Genomic DNA, 16398 nt, shown 5'->3' on the forward strand with positions numbered 1-16398 from the left:
TTTTGCAGCACGGATGACACGATTCAATAACGGGGATCGAGACCGGTGGACCTCTTGACGGCCACCGGTGGACGTGGATAGCTTCACAGGCGAATGAATCGATTCACTGAAGCCGGTTCACTGAGCCGATTCACCGAGCCATCCGAGGTGGACATGCCTGACATCGCAGCCGTCAAGGCCGCACTCACAGCCCAGCGGATCGAGACGCCGTCCTGGGGTTACGGCAATTCCGGCACCCGTTTCAAGGTCTTCGCCCAGGCCGGGGTGCCCCGTGACCCGTACGAGAAGCTCGACGACGCTGCGAAGGTGCACGAGTTCACCGGCGTCGCCCCCAAGGTGGCCCTGCACATCCCCTGGGACCGGGTGGACGACTACACCGCGCTCGGCGCCCACGCCAAGGAGCGCGGGCTGGAGTTGGGCGCGATCAACTCCAACGTCTTCCAGGACGACGACTACAAGCTCGGCAGCGTGTGCCACCCCGACCCCCGGGTCCGCCGCAAGGCCACGGACCACCTGCTGGAGTGCGTCGACATCATGGACGCCACCGGCTCCGCCGATCTCAAGCTCTGGTTCTCCGACGGCACCAACTACCCCGGCCAGGACGACATCGTGGGCCGCCAGGAGCGTCTCGCCGAGGCCCTCACCGAGGTCTACGAGCGGCTCGGCGACGACCAGCGGATGCTGCTGGAGTACAAGCTCTTCGAGCCGGCGTTCTACACCACCGACGTCCCGGACTGGGGCACCGCCTACGCGCACTGCCTCAAGCTCGGCCCCAAGGCGCAGGTCGTCGTCGACACCGGCCACCACGCGCCGGGCACCAACATCGAGTTCATCGTCGCCTTCCTGCTCAGCCAGGGGAAGCTCGGCGGATTCGACTTCAACTCCCGCTTCTACGCCGACGACGACCTGATGGTCGGCGCCGCCGACCCCTTCCAGCTCTTCCGGATCCTGCACGAGGTCGCCAAGAACGGCGGCCTCGATGCGGCGACCGGCGTGGCCTTCATGCTCGACCAGTGCCACAACATCGAGGCCAAGATCCCCGCGGTCATCCGCTCGGTGATGAACGTCCAGGAGGCCACCGCCAAGGCCCTCCTGGTGGACCTCGACGCCCTGGGCGAGGCACAGCGCTCCGGTGACGTGCTCGCCGCCAACGCCGTGCTCATGGACGCGTACAACACCGACGTGCGCCCTCTGCTGCGCGAGGTGCGCGAGGAGCGCGGCCTGGCCCCCGACCCCGTCGCCGCATACCACGCCTCCGGCTGGCAGGAGCACATCGTGGCCGACCGCGTCGGCGGCACCCAGGCCGGCTGGGGCGCGTAGGCCCTGCCCGCCTGACGCCCGTCCTCCCCGCCCCTCCTCGTTCCTCCCCTCCCGAAGGACACCCCCATGGCACCCGCCACCCATCCGGAAGTCGCCGCGCTGCTGGAGCGCGCCCACCGCCTGGGCGCCGACCCGCGCAACACCAACTACGCCGGCGGCAACGCCTCCGCCAAGGCCACCGCCACCGACCCCGTCACCGGCGGAGCCGTGGACCTGATGTGGGTCAAGGGCTCGGGCGGCGACCTGGGCACGCTCACCGAGGCCGGCCTCGCCGTCCTGCGCCTGGACCGGCTGCGCGCCCTGACCGCCGTCTACCCCGGCCCCGAGCGCGAGGACGAGATGGTCGCGGCGTTCGACTACTGCCTGCACGGCAAGGGCGGCGCCGCTCCCTCCATCGACACGGCCATGCACGGCCTCGTCGACGCCGCGCACGTCGACCACCTGCACCCCGACTCGGGCATCGCGCTGGCCTGCGCCGCCGACGGCGAGAAGCTCACCCAGGAGTGCTTCGGCGACAAGGTCGCCTGGGTGCCGTGGCGCCGCCCCGGCTTCCAGCTGGGCCTGGACATCGCCGCCATCAAGGAGGCCAACCCGCAGGCCGTCGGTGTGATCCTCGGCGGTCACGGCATCACCGCCTGGGGCGAGACCTCCGAGGAGTGCGAGCGCAACGCCCTGTGGATCATCCGCACCGCCGAGGAGTTCCTGGAACGCCACGGCAAGCAGGACCCGTTCGGCGCCCCGCTGCCGGGCTGGGAGCCGCTGCCGGAGGCCGGGCGCCGGGCCCGGGCCGCCGCGCTCGCCCCGGTCCTGCGGGCGATCGCCTCCCAGGACCGCCCGCAGGTCGGCCACTTCACCGACTCCGCGCCCGTCCTGGACTTCCTCGCGCACGCGGAGCACCCCCGGCTGGCCACGCTCGGCACCTCCTGCCCCGACCACTTCCTGCGCACCAAGGTCCGCCCGCTCGTCCTCGACCTGCCCCCCACGGCGCCGCTCGAGGACGCCGTGGCCCGCCTGGAGGAGCTGCACGCCGCCTACCGCGCCGACTACCAGGCGTACTACGACCGGCACGCCACCGCGGACTCCCCCGCCATCCGCGGCGCCGACCCGGCGATCGTCCTCGTGCCGGGCGTCGGCATGTTCAGCTACGGCAAGGACAAGCAGACCGCCCGCGTCGCGGGCGAGTTCTACGTCAACGCGATCAACGTGATGCGCGGCGCCGAGGCGGTCTCCGCGTACGCCCCCATCGACGAGGCGGAGAAGTTCCGCATCGAGTACTGGGCGCTGGAGGAGGCCAAACTCCAGCGGATGCCGAAGCCCAAGCCGCTGGCCACCCGCATCGCCCTGGTCACCGGGGCCGGTTCGGGCATCGGCAGGGCCATCGCGCACCGCCTGGCGGCGGAGGGCGCCTGCGTGGTCGTCGCCGACGTCAACACCGACGGCGCGCGGGCCGTCGCGGAGGAACTCGGCGGTCCCGACCGGGCGGTCGCGATCACCGTGGACGTAACCAGTGAGGACGCCATCCGGACCGGCTTCGACGAGGCCCTGCTGGCCTTCGGCGGGGTGGACCTGGTGGTCAACAACGCGGGCATCTCCGTGTCCAAGCCGCTGCTGGAGACCACCGCCCGCGACTGGGACCTCCAGCACGACATCATGGCGCGCGGCTCCTTCCTCGTCTCCCGCGAGGCGGCCCGGGTGCTCATCGCGCAGAAGCTCGGCGGCGACATCGTCTACATCGCCTCCAAGAACGCGGTCTTCGCCGGGCCCAACAACATCGCCTACTCCGCCACCAAGGCGGACCAGGCGCACCAGGTCCGGCTGCTGGCGGCCGAGCTCGGCGAGCACGGCATCCGCGTCAACGGCGTCAACCCCGACGGGGTCGTCCGCGGCTCGGGCATCTTCTCCTCCGGCTGGGGCGCCCAGCGCGCCGCGACGTACGGGGTGCCGGAGGAGAAGCTGGGCGAGTTCTACGCCCAGCGCACCATCCTCAAGCGCGAGGTGCTCCCCGAGCACGTCGCCAACGCGGTCTTCGCCCTGACCGGCGGGGAACTGACGCACACCACGGGTCTGCACGTCCCGGTCGACGCCGGCGTGGCCGCGGCGTTCCTGCGCTGACGCCGACCGCACCGCGCGGGGGAGCCGGCCGACCGGCTCCCCCGCACCCGTACGACCCACCGACCCCCGCGGCGCGCCGCGCCGCGCCGACCGCACCCGTCGCTCCGACCCGAACGACCAGAACACGAGGGGCCCACGTGCCATTCGCCGCCATCGACCTCGGCGCCACCAGCGGCCGCGTCATCCTCGGCCGGGTGGGCCCGGACCACCTCGTCCTCGACGAGGTGCACCGCTTCGCCAACACCCCCGTACGGCTGCCCACCGGACTCCACTGGGACGTCCTCGCCCTGTTCCGGGAGAGCCTGGACGGCCTGCGCCTGGCGGCCCGGGCCGGGGACGGCGTCACGTCGGTCGGCATCGACAGCTGGGCGGTGGACTACGGACTGCTCGACGCGGACGGCGCCCTGCTGGGGATCCCCCACCACTACCGCGACAGCCGCACGGAGCACGTCGCCGAGCGGGTCAGGGACGACATCGGCGCGCAGGAGCTGTACGCGGTCACCGGGCTGCAGCACCTGCCCTTCAACACGGTCTTCCAGCTGGCGGCGGCCCGTGACGGCGCCCAGTTCGCGGCCGCCAGGACGCTGCTGATGATCCCCGACCTGCTCACCCACTGGCTCACCGGCGGCATCGGCGCCGAGGAGACCAACGCCTCCACCACCGGCCTCTTCGACGCGCGCACCGCGACCTGGGCGGAGGAACTCCCCGGCCGGCTGGGCATCGGGCCGCGCCTGTTGCCGCCGCTGCGCCGCCCGGGCACCCACGCCGGCACGCTCCTGCCCCACGTGGCCGCGTACACGGGGCTGCCGGCGGACACCGCCGTCGTCACCGTGGCCTCGCACGACACCGCCTCCGCGGTGGCCGCGGTCCCGGCCACCGGGCCGCACTTCGCGTACATCTCGTGCGGCACCTGGTCGCTGGCGGGCCTGGAGCTGGACGCCCCGGTGCTCACGGAGGCCTCGCGCCTCGCCAACTTCACCAACGAGCGCGGCGTCGACGGCACCATCCGCTACCTGCGCAACATCATGGGCATGTGGCTACTGGAGGAGTGCCGCCGCACCTGGGAGCAGCAGCAGGAGGGCCTGCCCCTGCAGGAACTGCTCGCCGCGGCGGCCGCCGCGGAGCCCTTCGCCGCCCTCATCGACCCGGACGACCCGCTCTTCCTGACGCCCGGTGACATGCCCGCCCGGATCCGCGCCTTCTGCGCCGGGACCGGCCAGAAGCCCCCGGCGTCGCACGGCGCGGTCGTCCGCTGCATCCTGGAGAGCCTCGCCCTCGCCCACCGCCGCACCCTGCGCGAGGCGGCCGAACTCGCCGGCCGGGAGATCCACCGCGTCCACCTGGTCGGCGGCGGCTCCCGCAACGAACTGCTGTGCCGCTTCACCGCCGACGCCACCGGGCTCCCGGTCGTCGCCGGCCCCACCGAGGCCACGGCCCTGGGCAACATCCTCGTCCAGGCCCGCGCCGCCGGCGCGTTCGGCGACGGTCCCGACGGCCTGGCGGCGATGCGGGCGCTGGTCGCGGCCACCCAGCCGCTGCGGACGTACGAGCCGGCCGCGGACGGCCGGGCCTGGGACGCGGCGGCCGCGCGACTGGCCGGGCTCCCCGCGGCGCGGCGACCGTAGGCGCCGGCACCTGACCCGCATCCGGGCCGACGACACCTACACGCCGGTCGTGCCGTCGACCAGTTCGCGCAGGAGGTCGAGGTGGCCGTTGTGGCGGGAGGTCTCCTCGACGAGGTGCAGCAGGATCCAGCGCAGGTTGGGGTGGCGGCCGTCGCGGATGGGGCGCTTGGCGACGGCGTCCAGGTCGAGCCCGGCGACGAGCTCGCGATAGCGGGCGGTGTGCGCCTCGTAGTCCGCCAGCACGTCGGCGAGGGGGAGGTCCACGGCGATCCGCATCTCGCGGTCGGGGTCCTCCTCCGTCCAGGGGCCCTCGTCCTCGCCGCCGAGGAACACCACCTCGAACCAGTAGTACTCGACCCAGCGGAGATGGTTGACCAGTCCGCTGAGCGTCATCAGCGGCGAACCCGGGAGCGGGGCGCTGCGGGCGTGCTCGGGCGTGACGCCCTCGCACTTGGCGCGGGCGGTGTCGCGGGCGTAGTCGAGGAGGGTCGTCAGCGCGGAGCGCTCGTCCCATGCGGTGGGCGTGTCTGTTCGTGTCATCGGCGGAATGCTGTCGGGAACGACGGCGGCCCGTCCACTGATTAACCCGGGCCGCCCCGCCGCACCCCCTGACAGCAGACGTCAGCGGAAAGCCGGACCATCGTTCCCCGTGACCACCACCGGACGAACGCAACGTCTCCTCCTGCCCGCCGTGTTCATCACCTCCCTGGGCAACAACATCCAGCTCATCGCCGCGGCCCTGCTGATGGTGCGCGCCCAGGGCTCGCTGCTCGACGTGGGCTGGCTCTTCATCGCCGTCGCCGTCCCCCAGGCCGTGCTGTCGCCGTTGTTCGGCCGGGTCGCCGACCGTTTCGACCGGCGGGCGCTGTGGGCGGGCTGCGACCTGCTCAGCGCCGCCGTGGCCCTGGTGCCTGCGCTGGGTACGGTCCTGGGCTGGCCGCGGGGGGCGGTCGTCTACGGCAGCAACTTCGCGCTGGCCGTGACGGCCGCGCTCTTCGTGCCGGTGAGCGCGGCGTTGATCAAGGAGCGGGTGCCCGCGGGGCGGCTGCGGCGGTTCAACGCCCACTACGAGATGGCGTTGCAGAGCGGGATGCTGCTGTCGGCGGCGGTGGGCGGCCTCGCGCTGCAGTTCGCCGGCCCTGCCCCGCTGTTCGTGTTCAACGCGGCGACCTTCGTGGCCTCCGCGGTCCTCGTCCTGGCGACCGGCCGCGGGGTGGGGAAGCCCGTCACTTCGGGCACCGCCGCCTCGGCCGCGGTGCGGCCGGTCCCGTCGCGGGCGCCGCTCGGCCCGCTGGTCCTGCTGTACGCCCAGGGCAGCGTGGTGGTGACCGTCTTCAACGCCCTGATGCCGGTGCTGGTCATCGCCCAGCTGCACCGGGGCGCCGCCGTCGTCGGTGCGGTGGACGCGCTCGGCGGTGCGGGCTTCCTGCTCGCGGCGGCCGCGTACCGGCGGACGGGGGCCCGGCTGGGGGACCTGCGGCTCGCGCTCACCGGTTTCGCGCTCTGCGCCGTGCTGTTCGCGCTGCAGCCCCGGTTCGGCGTGACGGGGCTGCTGCTGCTCGTGCCGGCCGGGGCCTTCGTCTTCGGGCAGGCGCGCATCGCCTCGCGGACGCTGTTGATGGCCGCGGTCGACGAGGGCCGCGTGGGGCGGGCCTTCGGGGCGGCGAACGCGTACGGGCTCGCCGCGACCGTGGCCGTGATGCTCGGGACCTCGGCGGTCACCGCCCGCGCCGGACTCCTGACCGGCTTCGCGGCGGTCGCCGGTCTCAGCGCGGTGGCGGCCGCAGGGGCGGCGGTGTGGAGCGCGGCGGCCCGTAGAGGACGGCCAGCGCCCGCGCCGACTCCGCCAGCAGCTCCCGCAGCGGAGCCGGCGCCAGGACTTCGAGGTCCGCGCCGAGCCTGAGGAACTCGCCGTGCGCGTGCGCGACCGACTCGATGGGCACGCGGGCGCGGACCCAGCCGTCCGGCTCCCGCTCGCCGTCCTCGGCCACCGCCCGGGCCACGGGGCGTGACAGCAGCGCGGGCAGCCGCTCGGCACCGCGCGGTGACACCCGGATCAGGGCCGTGTCCCGGTGGAGCCGTGCGTGGAACCCGGCGAGGTACTCCCGCCAGTACGCGGCGAGGTCGAAGCCGGGCGGGGTCGCGAACGTCTCGTCGAGGGCGCGCACCTCGAGCATCTGGTCGACCCGGTAGGTGCGCGGGTCGCTCCCGTCGTGGGCGACCACGTACCAGCGGCCCGCCTTGAGCACCAGACCGTACGGTTCGAGCCTGCGGTCGGTCTCGGCGGGCTCGCGCCAGCGGCGGTACCGCACCCGTACGGCCTGCCGGTTCCACACGGCGTCGGCCACCACGGGCAGGTGCGGCACCTGCTCCTCGGAGCTGTACCAGCCGGGCGCGTCCAGCAGGAACCGCCCCCGCACCCGCTCCGCCCGTTCCCGCAGCGCCGGCGGCAGCGCGGCGCTGAACTTCAGCCGGGCCGCCGCCGCGGCCTCCCCGAGCCCCAGCTGCGCGGCCGGATCGGGCAGGGCGGCCAGGAACCACGCCTGCGTCTCGTCGGCGGTCAGGCCCGTCAGCCGGGTGCGGTAGCCGTCGAGCAGCCGGTAGCCGCCCTCGTGCCCGGCGTCGCCGTACAGCGGGATGCCCGCCTCGTGCAGCGACTGCACGTCGCGGTAGATCGTCCGTACGGACACCTCCAGCTCCTCCGCCAGCTCCGCGGCGGTCATCCGCCCCCGCGACTGGAGGAGCAGGAGGAGGGAGACCAGCCGGCTCGCGCGCATGGCGGCAGTATCACCGCCGCCACCGACAGTGGCCGCAGGACACCATCACAGCGGCCGCGGGGGCGGCCCCGGCCGATTTGATGGTGTCCTGCGGAGCGCGCACCCTGGGGAGGTAGGGACTGCGACGGGTGTGTGATCGCCGACGATGAACACGAGTGACCCCGGGGACCCGGCCGCCACGGCCGTGGTCACCGTCAGCGCGCGGGGGGTGGTCACGGGATGGAGCGCGGGGGCACGACGGCTGCTCGGACACGCGGCGGCGGAGGCGGTGGGACGGCCCGTCGCCGAGGTGTTCGGTGCGCAGGCGCAGGCGATCGCGCTCGACCGGGAGTGGCGCGGCCGGGTGCGGGCGCACCGGCGGGACGGGCGGGAACTCGACCTCGACGTACGGGTCTCCCCCGCGCTGGACGCCGACGACCGGCCCGGCGGCTGTGTCGTGACGGCCTCCTGCGCCGACCCGGACACCGCGCTCCTGCTGTGGGCCTTCCAGCAGTCGTCCGTGGCCATGGCCACGTACGACACCGGGCTGCGCTACCACCGGGTCAACGACGCCGCGGCGGACATGATCGGTGTCCCGGCGGCGGACCTGACCGGCCGGCCGTTCTCCGGGGCGCTCCTGGACGACGAGGGTCGCCGCGGGTTCAACGCCCACCTGCGGCAGGTCGCGGAGACCGGCCGGCCGGCGCACTACGAGAGCCCGGCCGCCGCCGGGGCCACCGTCGGCGACCGGGCGTGGAACACCGAGATGTGGCCGGTGCGGGACCCGCAGGGCCGGATCCGGGGCGTGGCGAGCGCGGCGTTCGACAGCACCGAGCAGTTCCGGGGGCGCCGGCGGCTGGCCCTGCTGAACGAGGCCGGCGCACGGCTCGGCACCACCCTGGACGTGGTGCACACCGCCGACGAGCTGACGGAGCTGGCCGTGCCGCGCTTCGCCGACTTCGCCAGCGTGGACCTGCTGGACTCGGTGCTGCACGGCGAGGAGCCCCCGCCGGGACCGCCCGGCCTCGGCGTGGAGCTGCGCCGGGTCGCCCACCGCACCGCGTCGGGCCGCGCCCCGGACGCGGCCGTCGACCTCGGCGAGCTCGACGTCTACCCGGAGTTCTCCCCGCCGTCCCGGGCCCTGGCGACCGGCCGTCCCGTGCTCAGCCGGCTGGGGCACCCGGACTTCACGCTGTGGCTGGCGCAGAACAGCCTGCGGGACGCCAAGGTCCAGGAGTACGGCATCCATTCGGTGCTGGCGGTGCCGTTGCGGGCGCGCGGCATCACCCTCGGGGTGGCGGTGTTCATCCGCTGGGCGCGTCCGGAGTTGTTCACCGAGGACGACCTGACGCTGACCGAGGAGCTCGCGGGGCGGGCCGCGGTGTGCGTCGACAACGCCCGCCGCTTCACGCGGGAGCACTCCACGGCGCTGACCCTCCAGCGCAGTCTGCTGCCGCTGCGGCTGCGCGAGCAGGCCGCGGTGGAGGTCGCCTCGCGCTACCTGCCGGCCGGGGCCCGGGCAGGGGTCGGCGGCGACTGGTTCGACGTCATCCCGCTGTCCGGCACGCGGGTGGGCCTGGTCGTGGGCGACGTCGTGGGCCACGGCATCCACGCCTCGGCGACGATGGGCCGGCTGCGGACGGCGGTGCGCACCCTCGCGGACGTGGACCTGGCGCCGGACGAGCTGCTGACCCACCTCGACGACCTCGTCTCGCACCTGGACCCCGAGGACGGCCACGGCCGGGAGGTGTCGCCCGCCGAGACCAGCGGCGAGCTGGGCGCGACCTGCCTGGTCGCCGTGTACGACCCGATCGCGCGCCGCTGCTCCCTCGCCAGCGCCGGGCACCCGCCGCCCGCCGTGCGCCTCCCCGACGGCAGGGTCGAGATGGTCCCGATGTCCGCGGGCCCGCCGCTGGGCGTCGGGGGGCTGCCGTTCGAGGCGGTCGAGCTGGAGCTGCCGGCGGGCAGCATGCTCGCGCTCTACACCGACGGCCTGGTCAAGAGCCGGGACTTCGACCTGGACGCCGGCCTGGCGCGGCTGCGCGCCGCGCTGGCCGCCCCGGCCCCGACGATGGAGGCGGCCTGCGACACCGTCCTGAAGACCCTCCCGTCGGACCGTCCGGTCGACGACGTCGCGCTGCTGCTCGTCCGTACCCGGGCGCTCGACGACGGCCAGGTCGCGGTGTGGGACCTGCCCGGCGACCCCGCACACGTCGCGGACGCCCGGCAGGCGGTGGCGGAGCGGCTGGTCGCCTGGGGCCTGGAGGACGCGGTGTTCGTCACCGAGCTGGTGGTGAGCGAGCTGGTCACCAACGCCATCCGGTACGGCGCGCCGCCGATCCAGCTGCGGCTCATCCGCGACCGCACCCTGATCTGCGAGGTGTCCGACGGCAGCAGCACCGCCCCGCACCTGCGGCGTGCCCTGTCCGACGACGAGGGCGGCCGCGGCCTGCTGCTGGTGGCGCAGTTGAGCCAGTCCTGGGGTACCCGGCAGACCTCCGCCGGCAAGACCATCTGGGCCGAACAGGCGTTTCCCCCGGCCGGGCGATGAGCGGCGGCACGTCCGGGCGCCCCGCGTCGCGCCGACCCTGACGAGCTGTCAGTCTCGGAGGCATGACCGCTCGCTTCCCCGTGTCCGCCCTGCACTGGACGGTCCTCGTCCCGGTGCTCTCGGTGGTCCTGCTGGCCCTGACGTGGGGACGGACGCTGCCGGTGGCCGTGGTCGTGGTCGTCGCGGTCTTCTTGGCCGTCGCGGTGCTCGCCGCCGTCCACCACGCGGAGGTGGTGGCGCACCGGGTGGGTGAACCCTACGGCGCGCTCGTGCTGGCGGTGGCGGTGACCGTCATCGAGGTGGCCCTGATCCTCACCCTGACGGCGGACGGCGGCCCGAAGAGCGCGGGCCTGGCCCGTGACACCGTCTTCGCCGCGGTCATGATCACGTGCAACGGCATCATGGGGCTCTGCCTGCTGGTGGGGGCGCTGCGCCGGCGGGTGGCGGTCTTCAATCCGGAGGGCACGGGCGCCTCCCTGGCGACGGTGGCGACGCTCGCCACCCTCAGCCTCGTGCTGCCGACGTTCACCACCAGCACCCCGGGCCCGCGCTTCTCCACCGCCCAGCTCACCTTCGCCGCGCTGGCGTCGCTGGTGCTGTACGGCCTGTTCGTCGCGACGCAGACGGTGCGGCACCGCGCGTACTTCCTGCCGGTGAAGCCGGGCGGCGAGGTGATCGACGTCTCGGAGGACGACTCCGTCCCGCCCACCGTCCGCGCCGCGTTGTTCAGCCTGGCGCTGCTGGTGGTGGCGCTGGTCGCGGTCGTGGGGCTGGCCAAGGTGGAGTCGCCGACGATCGAGCAGGGCGTGCAGTACGCCGGCCTGCCGTCCTCCTTCGTCGGCGTCGTCATCGCCCTGCTGGTGCTGCTGCCCGAGACCATCGCCGCGGTGCGCGCGGCCGCCCGCGACCGTGTGCAGACCAGCCTCAACCTGGCGCTCGGCTCGGCGATGGCGAGCATCGGGCTGACCATCCCGGCGGTCGCGGTGGCCTCGGTGTGGATGTCCGGCCCGCTGCTGCTGGGGCTCGGCGCCACGCACATGGTGCTGCTGGCGATCACCGTCGCCGTGGGCACCCTGACGGTGATACCGGGACGCGCCACGCCGCTGCAGGGCGCGGTGCACCTGGCCCTGCTGGCGGCGTACATGGTGCTCGCGATCAGTCCCTGAGCCGGTGGGGCCTACCGGCAGCCGACGACGACGCGGCCGGCCAGGACGGCCTCGACGAAGGGCTCGGGCGGGGCGTAGCGGTGGGCCAGGACGTAGTGGACGACCAGGTCGGGCGCGATCAGCCAGGTGCCGGCGCCGCCCTCCACCCGTACCTCGCCGTGGCCCACGAGGATCCGCTCGCCACCGCGGGACACGCTCACCGGCTTGAAGCGACCGCCCCCGACCAGCCTGCGGCGGCACAGGGTGCAGCCGTACCAGCCGTGGGTGATGGCGCACAGGTGGTCGCGGCACAGGGCGAAGAGGCGGTCGGCGAACTCCTCGGAGGGCTCCGCCTGCGGGTAGGGGCGGGCGGGGTCCAGCCAGCCGACGGCGCGGGCGGAGACGTCCGGCGGAATCGTTTCTGTGAAGTAGGCGTATGGGCTCAGGTCCTCGTAGTACGGCATCGCAGCCTCCCCCACCCGCGGACCCCGCCCGCGCACACCGTCCGATCGATCGCGGGCAAGCGTCCAGCAGCGGCGCCCGTAGGTCAATCACCCGTACGTGGCGGGCCTGCGCCGGTGCGCCCCCGGCGGCCGTGCGGTCCACCCGAAGGAGACCCGCGCCGGACACCAGTCCCGTGCGCGGCGCGTCAGCCGACGACCGGTTGCTCGTCCTTGCCGTCCTCGACCGGGGGCGCCTGCGCCAGGGGCTTGCGGCCGAGCCAGCCGCCCAGCAGCTCGTGCACGGCCCCGGCGCCCACCAGGCGTTCCAGCGGATCGGGACCGTCCAGGTCGAACGGGTGCAGCAGGAAGGCCCGGCTCTGGTCGCCGCCCAGGCCGCCGTGCGAGCCCACCTGCTCCTCGAAGGCGTGCACGGTCCGGGTGACCGGGTCGTACGCCGAGTTGACCATGAGGTCGGCGGCGTGCGGGAAGCGGGCGGTGCGCAGCACCGCGGCCGCCGCGCCCGGCCCGAACGGCGCCAGCGGGTCGCGGCCGGTGACCCGGCCCGTCTCCAGCTCGTGCTCGCCGCCGTCCCCGCCCAGCACCAGCGGCCCGCGCTCCCGGTCCAGGACCAGCACGAAGCCGACCCCCGGGTGCTCGGCCAGCGTCCGCAGCAGGGCCGGGTGGCGGGCCTCGACGCCCTGCCGGTCCGCCCGCCCCGGGAGGTCGGGGAAGGAGATCAGCGCCAGGTTCCCCGAGGCCAGCACCACCGGGTCCGAGGACGGCCCGGCCGTCTCCTGCTCCTCGCCCGCGCGGCCCCCGTGCTCCGGGCGGTGCAGTGCCGCACGGGCCGCCGCGCGCGCCTCGGCGCCGCTGGCCGTGCCCCGCACGCGGCGGCGCACCGGCAGCCCGCACCCCGCCCGGACCAGGTCCCGCAGGGTCAGCCCGTACGCGGACTCGAAGGTCTCGCCCTCGCTCTGGCCGTGATCGGACAGCAGCACGATCCGGTAGGGGCGCGGCGCGTACCGGGAGGCGTCGGCGATCAGGCGGATGGCGCGGTCCAGACGCCGCAGCACCCGCATCGCGTCCCGGCTGCGCGGCCCCGAGTGGTGCGCGACCTCGTCGTACGCGACGAGGTCGGCGTAGACGGCACCCCGCCCGGCGAGCATGTCGCCGACGACGGCCGCCACCGCCACGTCGCGCTCGACGACGGTGGCGAAGGCCCGCAGGAAGGGGTAGAGGCCGCCGCGCCGCACCCGGGGACGCTCGTGACGCAGCCGCGCCGAGGTGGACTCCGTGATCTCGCGCACGACCTCCGCGACGAAGGACGCGGCGGTGCGCACCGCGTTGGCCGGGTCGGAGAAGTACGCGAAGTAGCCGGTCCGGGAGCGGGTGGCGCCGACCCGGGCGAGGACGGCCGCGGGATCGCCGCCCTCCGGGGCGCCGACCGCCCGGGACCGCAGCCGTGCCATCGCGAGCCGGTCGGCGGAGAAGCGCCGGCGACGGGTCGACACCGACATCACGAGCGCCAGCTGCTCGGCGCCGCCGCTGAACAGGTTGCCCCGGCTTGCGCCGTCCGGCGCCAGCAGCCCCGCCCGCCCGGTGCGGGCGACCGCGCGGCGCTCCAGCTCGGCCGCGCACGAGGGCCGGTTGCAGACCATGACCTGCCCGGTCTCCTTCTCGTACCAGCGGAAGGCGGGCACGTCCTCGTTGCTGCCGTGCAGGATGGCCAGCTGACTGGCGCCGGTCTGGCTGCTCCAGTCGGTGGTCCACGGCACCAGGCGGTGGCTGCCGTCGAGCCAGTCGGCGACGGTCTCCATCGCCGGGGGGCGCAGCCTCCCCTTGCGCGTCACCGGGCGCACGGCCTCGCGCAGCACGTCGTGCCCGACGCCGTCCAGCTGGACGAAGACGAAGCCCGGCTCCCGCGGGCCGTCCGCGCCGGCGGGGTCGTGGCCCGCGCCCCCGCGACGCCGGCCGGCCAGGCGCGCCAGGCGCCGGCCGTACGCCGCGTCGTCGCGCATGGCGAGCGTCGTGCTCGTCGCGGACGACGCCGCCGACATCACGGCGGCGATCACCACGGCCGTGGCCGGCGCGATGTCACCCTGCCAGTCGGGGGTGAAGCGGAAGGCGAGCAGCAGCAGCGAGCCGTTGAGGAAGAACACCAGCAGGCCCAGCACCAGCGCGGGCACCAGCAGCACGGCCCGTACCAGCACCGGCCAGACCAGCGCGCTCAGCAGACCGAAGGCACCGGCGGCGGCCGCCGCCGTCACCGCGATGCGGGTGGGGCTGTCGCCGCCGGGCGACTGGATGCGGAAGTCGGGCAGGATCCCGGCGAGCACGGCCATCGTCGCCGTCACCACCACCCACACGACCAGCACGCGGACGATCGCGCCCCCGGCGGCCCGCCACCGACGCAGCACGCCCACCCTCTCCACGTCTCCTCACGTCTGCGCACGTCCCCGCGCGTCCCCGAACACGAATACCCCCAGACTGTCACAGTCCCCCTGGGCCCCGCGGCGCACCGGGGGCACACGGCGGGCGCGCCGGAGCATAGGCTCGGGGCGAGACGAGGAGGCACGAGTGGCGGTCGAGATCACCTGGTGGGGACACGCGACGGTGACCGTGCGGGACTCGGGGGTGCGCGTGCTCACCGATCCGCTCTTCGCCCCGCGCCTGGCCCACCTGCGCAGGCGGCGCGGCGCGGTCCCGCCGCCGGGCGCGGCCCTGGCGGACGTCGCCGTCATCTCCCACCTGCACGCCGACCACCTGCACACCGGCTCGCTGGCCCGGCTCTCCCGGGGTACCCGGGTACTGGTGCCGCGCGGGGCCCCCGCCGCGGTGCCCCGGCTGCGGCGGCTCGCGGCGGACTGGCGGCTGGAGCTGACCGAGGTCGCCCCCGGTGACGAGGTGAAGGTGGACGCGCTGACGGTACGCGTGGTGAGCGCCGCGCACGACGGACGGCGCCTGCCGTACGGGCCGCGCCGCTCCCCCGCGCTGGGCTACGTGCTGGTGGGCGAGGAACGGACCTACTTCGCCGGGGACACCGGGCTGTTCGACGGGATGGCGGACGAGGTCGGCCCCTGCGACGCCGCCCTGCTGCCCGTCGGCGGCTGGGGACCGTTCCTCGGCACCGGCCACCTCGACGCCGGGCGCGCCGCCCGGGCCCTGGCGCTGCTCGCCCCGCGCGCCGCCGTCCCCATCCACTACGGGACGTACTGGCCGATCGGCATGGACGCCGTCCGGCCGCACGAATTCCACGCCCCCGGCGAGGAGTTCGTCCGGCTCGCCGGGCAGCTGGCACCGGCGGTGGCGGTGCACCGGCTGGAGCACGGCGAGAGCATGCTGCTGGAGGCCGCCAGGTGAGCGGACTCACCCTGCTCGCGGAGCAGACCTCCTCCCAGTCCACCGGCCAGGTGGTCGGCTACCCCTCGCTCTTCCTGCTCGTCGTGCTCGGCTCGCTCGTGCCGGTCGTGCCCACCGGCGCGCTCGTCAGCAGCGCCGCCGTCGTCGCCTTCCACCAGACCGCCCCCTTCTCCCTCGCGCTGGTCTTCGTCGTCGCCGCGGGCGCCGCCTTCCTCGGCGATATGGGCCTCTACCTGCTCGGCCACCGCGGCGTACGCTCCCGCAACGGCTCGCGCTGGCTGCGGCAGCTCCAGCAACGCGCCGATCCCGCACGCCTGGCCGACGCGCAACGCCGGCTCGACGACCACGGCGTCGCCGTCCTCGTCCTGTCCCGCCTGATACCCGCCGGGCGCATCCCGGTGATGGTCGCCTGCCTGCTCGCCGAGATGCCCGTCCGCCGCTTCGCGCGCGGCGACGTCCCCGCCTGCCTGGCCTGGGCGGCGGCCTACCAGCTCATCGGCATCCTCGGCGGCACCCTCTTCCCCGAGCCGTGGCAGGGCGTCCTGCTCGCCGTCGCGCTCACCCTCCTCATCGCCTCCGCCCCCCAGCTCTGGCGCCGCCTGCACGGCCTCAGGGCGACCTCCGCCACCCCCGACGACACGCCGGCCGAACACCCCGGCCACTGACCGCCTCCCGGCGGGGGGTGCTTCCGGACCCACGGCCGCCCCTTCGGCCGGCCGGGCGCACAGTGCTCGCGGATCCCCGAACAATCCGGCCCAAACGCCGCTCGTCATCAGGTCGGACGACACCCCCGGCCGCCACGCGCGCCCACGCCGGCTCCGTACCGAAGGCGCTCACACCACCCCCCGACGACACCCCGGCCACCGACCGCCTCCCGGGGGCCTCGGACCCGCCGACGTCCACGGATGTAGCCCCGCCATCCACGCCCGTCTTCAAGGCGCCGCTCGCGGCCTACCGGCTGGAGAGCGCGGCAGCGGGCCCAGGTACGCGCCGTCGTCAGGGCACCGGGCCTGCGGCGGTTGCGCAACGGTGCCTGGGAAGGCGGATGGCGCCGCCCCGCAGCCGGCGCCCCTACGGCCGCGGGTC

General features: G+C 74.8%; 11 protein-coding genes and 1 pseudogene. 8 read left to right on the forward strand and 4 right to left on the reverse strand.

Annotated features, from left to right (window positions below; genetic code table 11):
- Nucleotides 1-153: 153 nt before the first annotated feature.
- From rhaI to PV410_RS00330, 3 genes are all read left to right on the forward strand, one after another.
- Nucleotides 154-1320, forward strand: a complete 1167-nt coding sequence (gene rhaI / locus PV410_RS00320) for an L-rhamnose isomerase (protein WP_500321538.1) — start codon at nucleotides 154-156, stop codon at nucleotides 1318-1320.
- Nucleotides 1321-1386: 66 nt separating this feature from the next.
- Nucleotides 1387-3432, forward strand: coding sequence for a bifunctional aldolase/short-chain dehydrogenase (locus tag PV410_RS00325; protein WP_500321539.1), 2046 nt, complete (start codon nucleotides 1387-1389; stop codon nucleotides 3430-3432).
- A gap of 137 nt (nucleotides 3433-3569) precedes the next feature.
- Entirely contained in the window at nucleotides 3570-5057 is a 1488-nt protein-coding gene (locus PV410_RS00330) for a rhamnulokinase (protein WP_500321540.1), read from the forward strand.
- Nucleotides 5058-5093: 36 nt separating this feature from the next.
- Here PV410_RS00330 and PV410_RS00335 read toward each other — a convergent pair whose 3' ends face one another.
- On the reverse strand, nucleotides 5094-5597 hold the full coding sequence (locus PV410_RS00335) for a DinB family protein (RefSeq protein WP_500321541.1): 504 nt from the start codon (nucleotides 5595-5597) through the stop codon (nucleotides 5094-5096).
- 7 nt (nucleotides 5598-5604) lie between these two features.
- Here PV410_RS00335 and PV410_RS00340 point away from each other — a divergent pair.
- Nucleotides 5605-6654, forward strand: a pseudogene (locus PV410_RS00340) (MFS transporter); the annotation flags it as partial.
- Between the two features lie 169 nt (nucleotides 6655-6823).
- On the opposite strand, the gene PV410_RS00345 reads toward PV410_RS00340, so the two are convergent.
- Nucleotides 6824-7834 (reverse strand): helix-turn-helix transcriptional regulator, encoded by a 1011-nt coding sequence (locus PV410_RS00345; RefSeq protein WP_500321542.1) that lies wholly within the window; start codon nucleotides 7832-7834, stop codon nucleotides 6824-6826.
- 145 nt (nucleotides 7835-7979) lie between these two features.
- On the opposite strand from PV410_RS00345, the gene PV410_RS00350 reads away from it, so the two are divergent.
- Both PV410_RS00350 and PV410_RS00355 read left to right on the forward strand, forming a co-directional pair.
- Complete coding sequence (locus PV410_RS00350; RefSeq protein ID WP_500321543.1) at nucleotides 7980-10364, forward strand: SpoIIE family protein phosphatase; 2385 nt, start codon at nucleotides 7980-7982, stop codon at nucleotides 10362-10364.
- 62 nt (nucleotides 10365-10426) lie between these two features.
- Complete coding sequence (locus tag PV410_RS00355) at nucleotides 10427-11530, forward strand: calcium:cation antiporter (RefSeq protein ID WP_500321544.1); 1104 nt, start codon at nucleotides 10427-10429, stop codon at nucleotides 11528-11530.
- Nucleotides 11531-11541: 11 nt separating this feature from the next.
- Here PV410_RS00355 and PV410_RS00360 read toward each other — a convergent pair whose 3' ends face one another.
- Nucleotides 11542-11973 (reverse strand): DUF7919 family protein, encoded by a 432-nt coding sequence (locus tag PV410_RS00360; RefSeq protein WP_500321545.1) that lies wholly within the window; start codon nucleotides 11971-11973, stop codon nucleotides 11542-11544.
- 185 nt (nucleotides 11974-12158) lie between these two features.
- A complete protein-coding gene (locus tag PV410_RS00365) occupies nucleotides 12159-14375 on the reverse strand; it encodes a phage holin family protein (protein ID WP_500321984.1) in 2217 nt (738 codons plus the stop codon).
- A gap of 154 nt (nucleotides 14376-14529) precedes the next feature.
- On the opposite strand from PV410_RS00365, the gene PV410_RS00370 reads away from it, so the two are divergent.
- Together PV410_RS00370 and PV410_RS00375 are read left to right on the forward strand one after the other, a co-directional pair.
- Nucleotides 14530-15312, forward strand: coding sequence for an MBL fold metallo-hydrolase (locus PV410_RS00370; RefSeq protein ID WP_500321546.1), 783 nt, complete (start codon nucleotides 14530-14532; stop codon nucleotides 15310-15312).
- Nucleotides 15309-15977, forward strand: a complete 669-nt coding sequence (locus tag PV410_RS00375; RefSeq protein WP_500321547.1) for a DedA family protein — start codon at nucleotides 15309-15311, stop codon at nucleotides 15975-15977. The genes PV410_RS00370 and PV410_RS00375 overlap by 4 nt, the downstream gene beginning before the upstream one ends.
- Nucleotides 15978-16398: the final 421 nt, after the last annotated feature.

Origin of the sequence: Streptomyces sp. PA03-5A (genome assembly GCF_033792725.1) — a bacterium.
GTDB lineage: Bacteria > Actinomycetota > Actinomycetes > Streptomycetales > Streptomycetaceae > Actinacidiphila.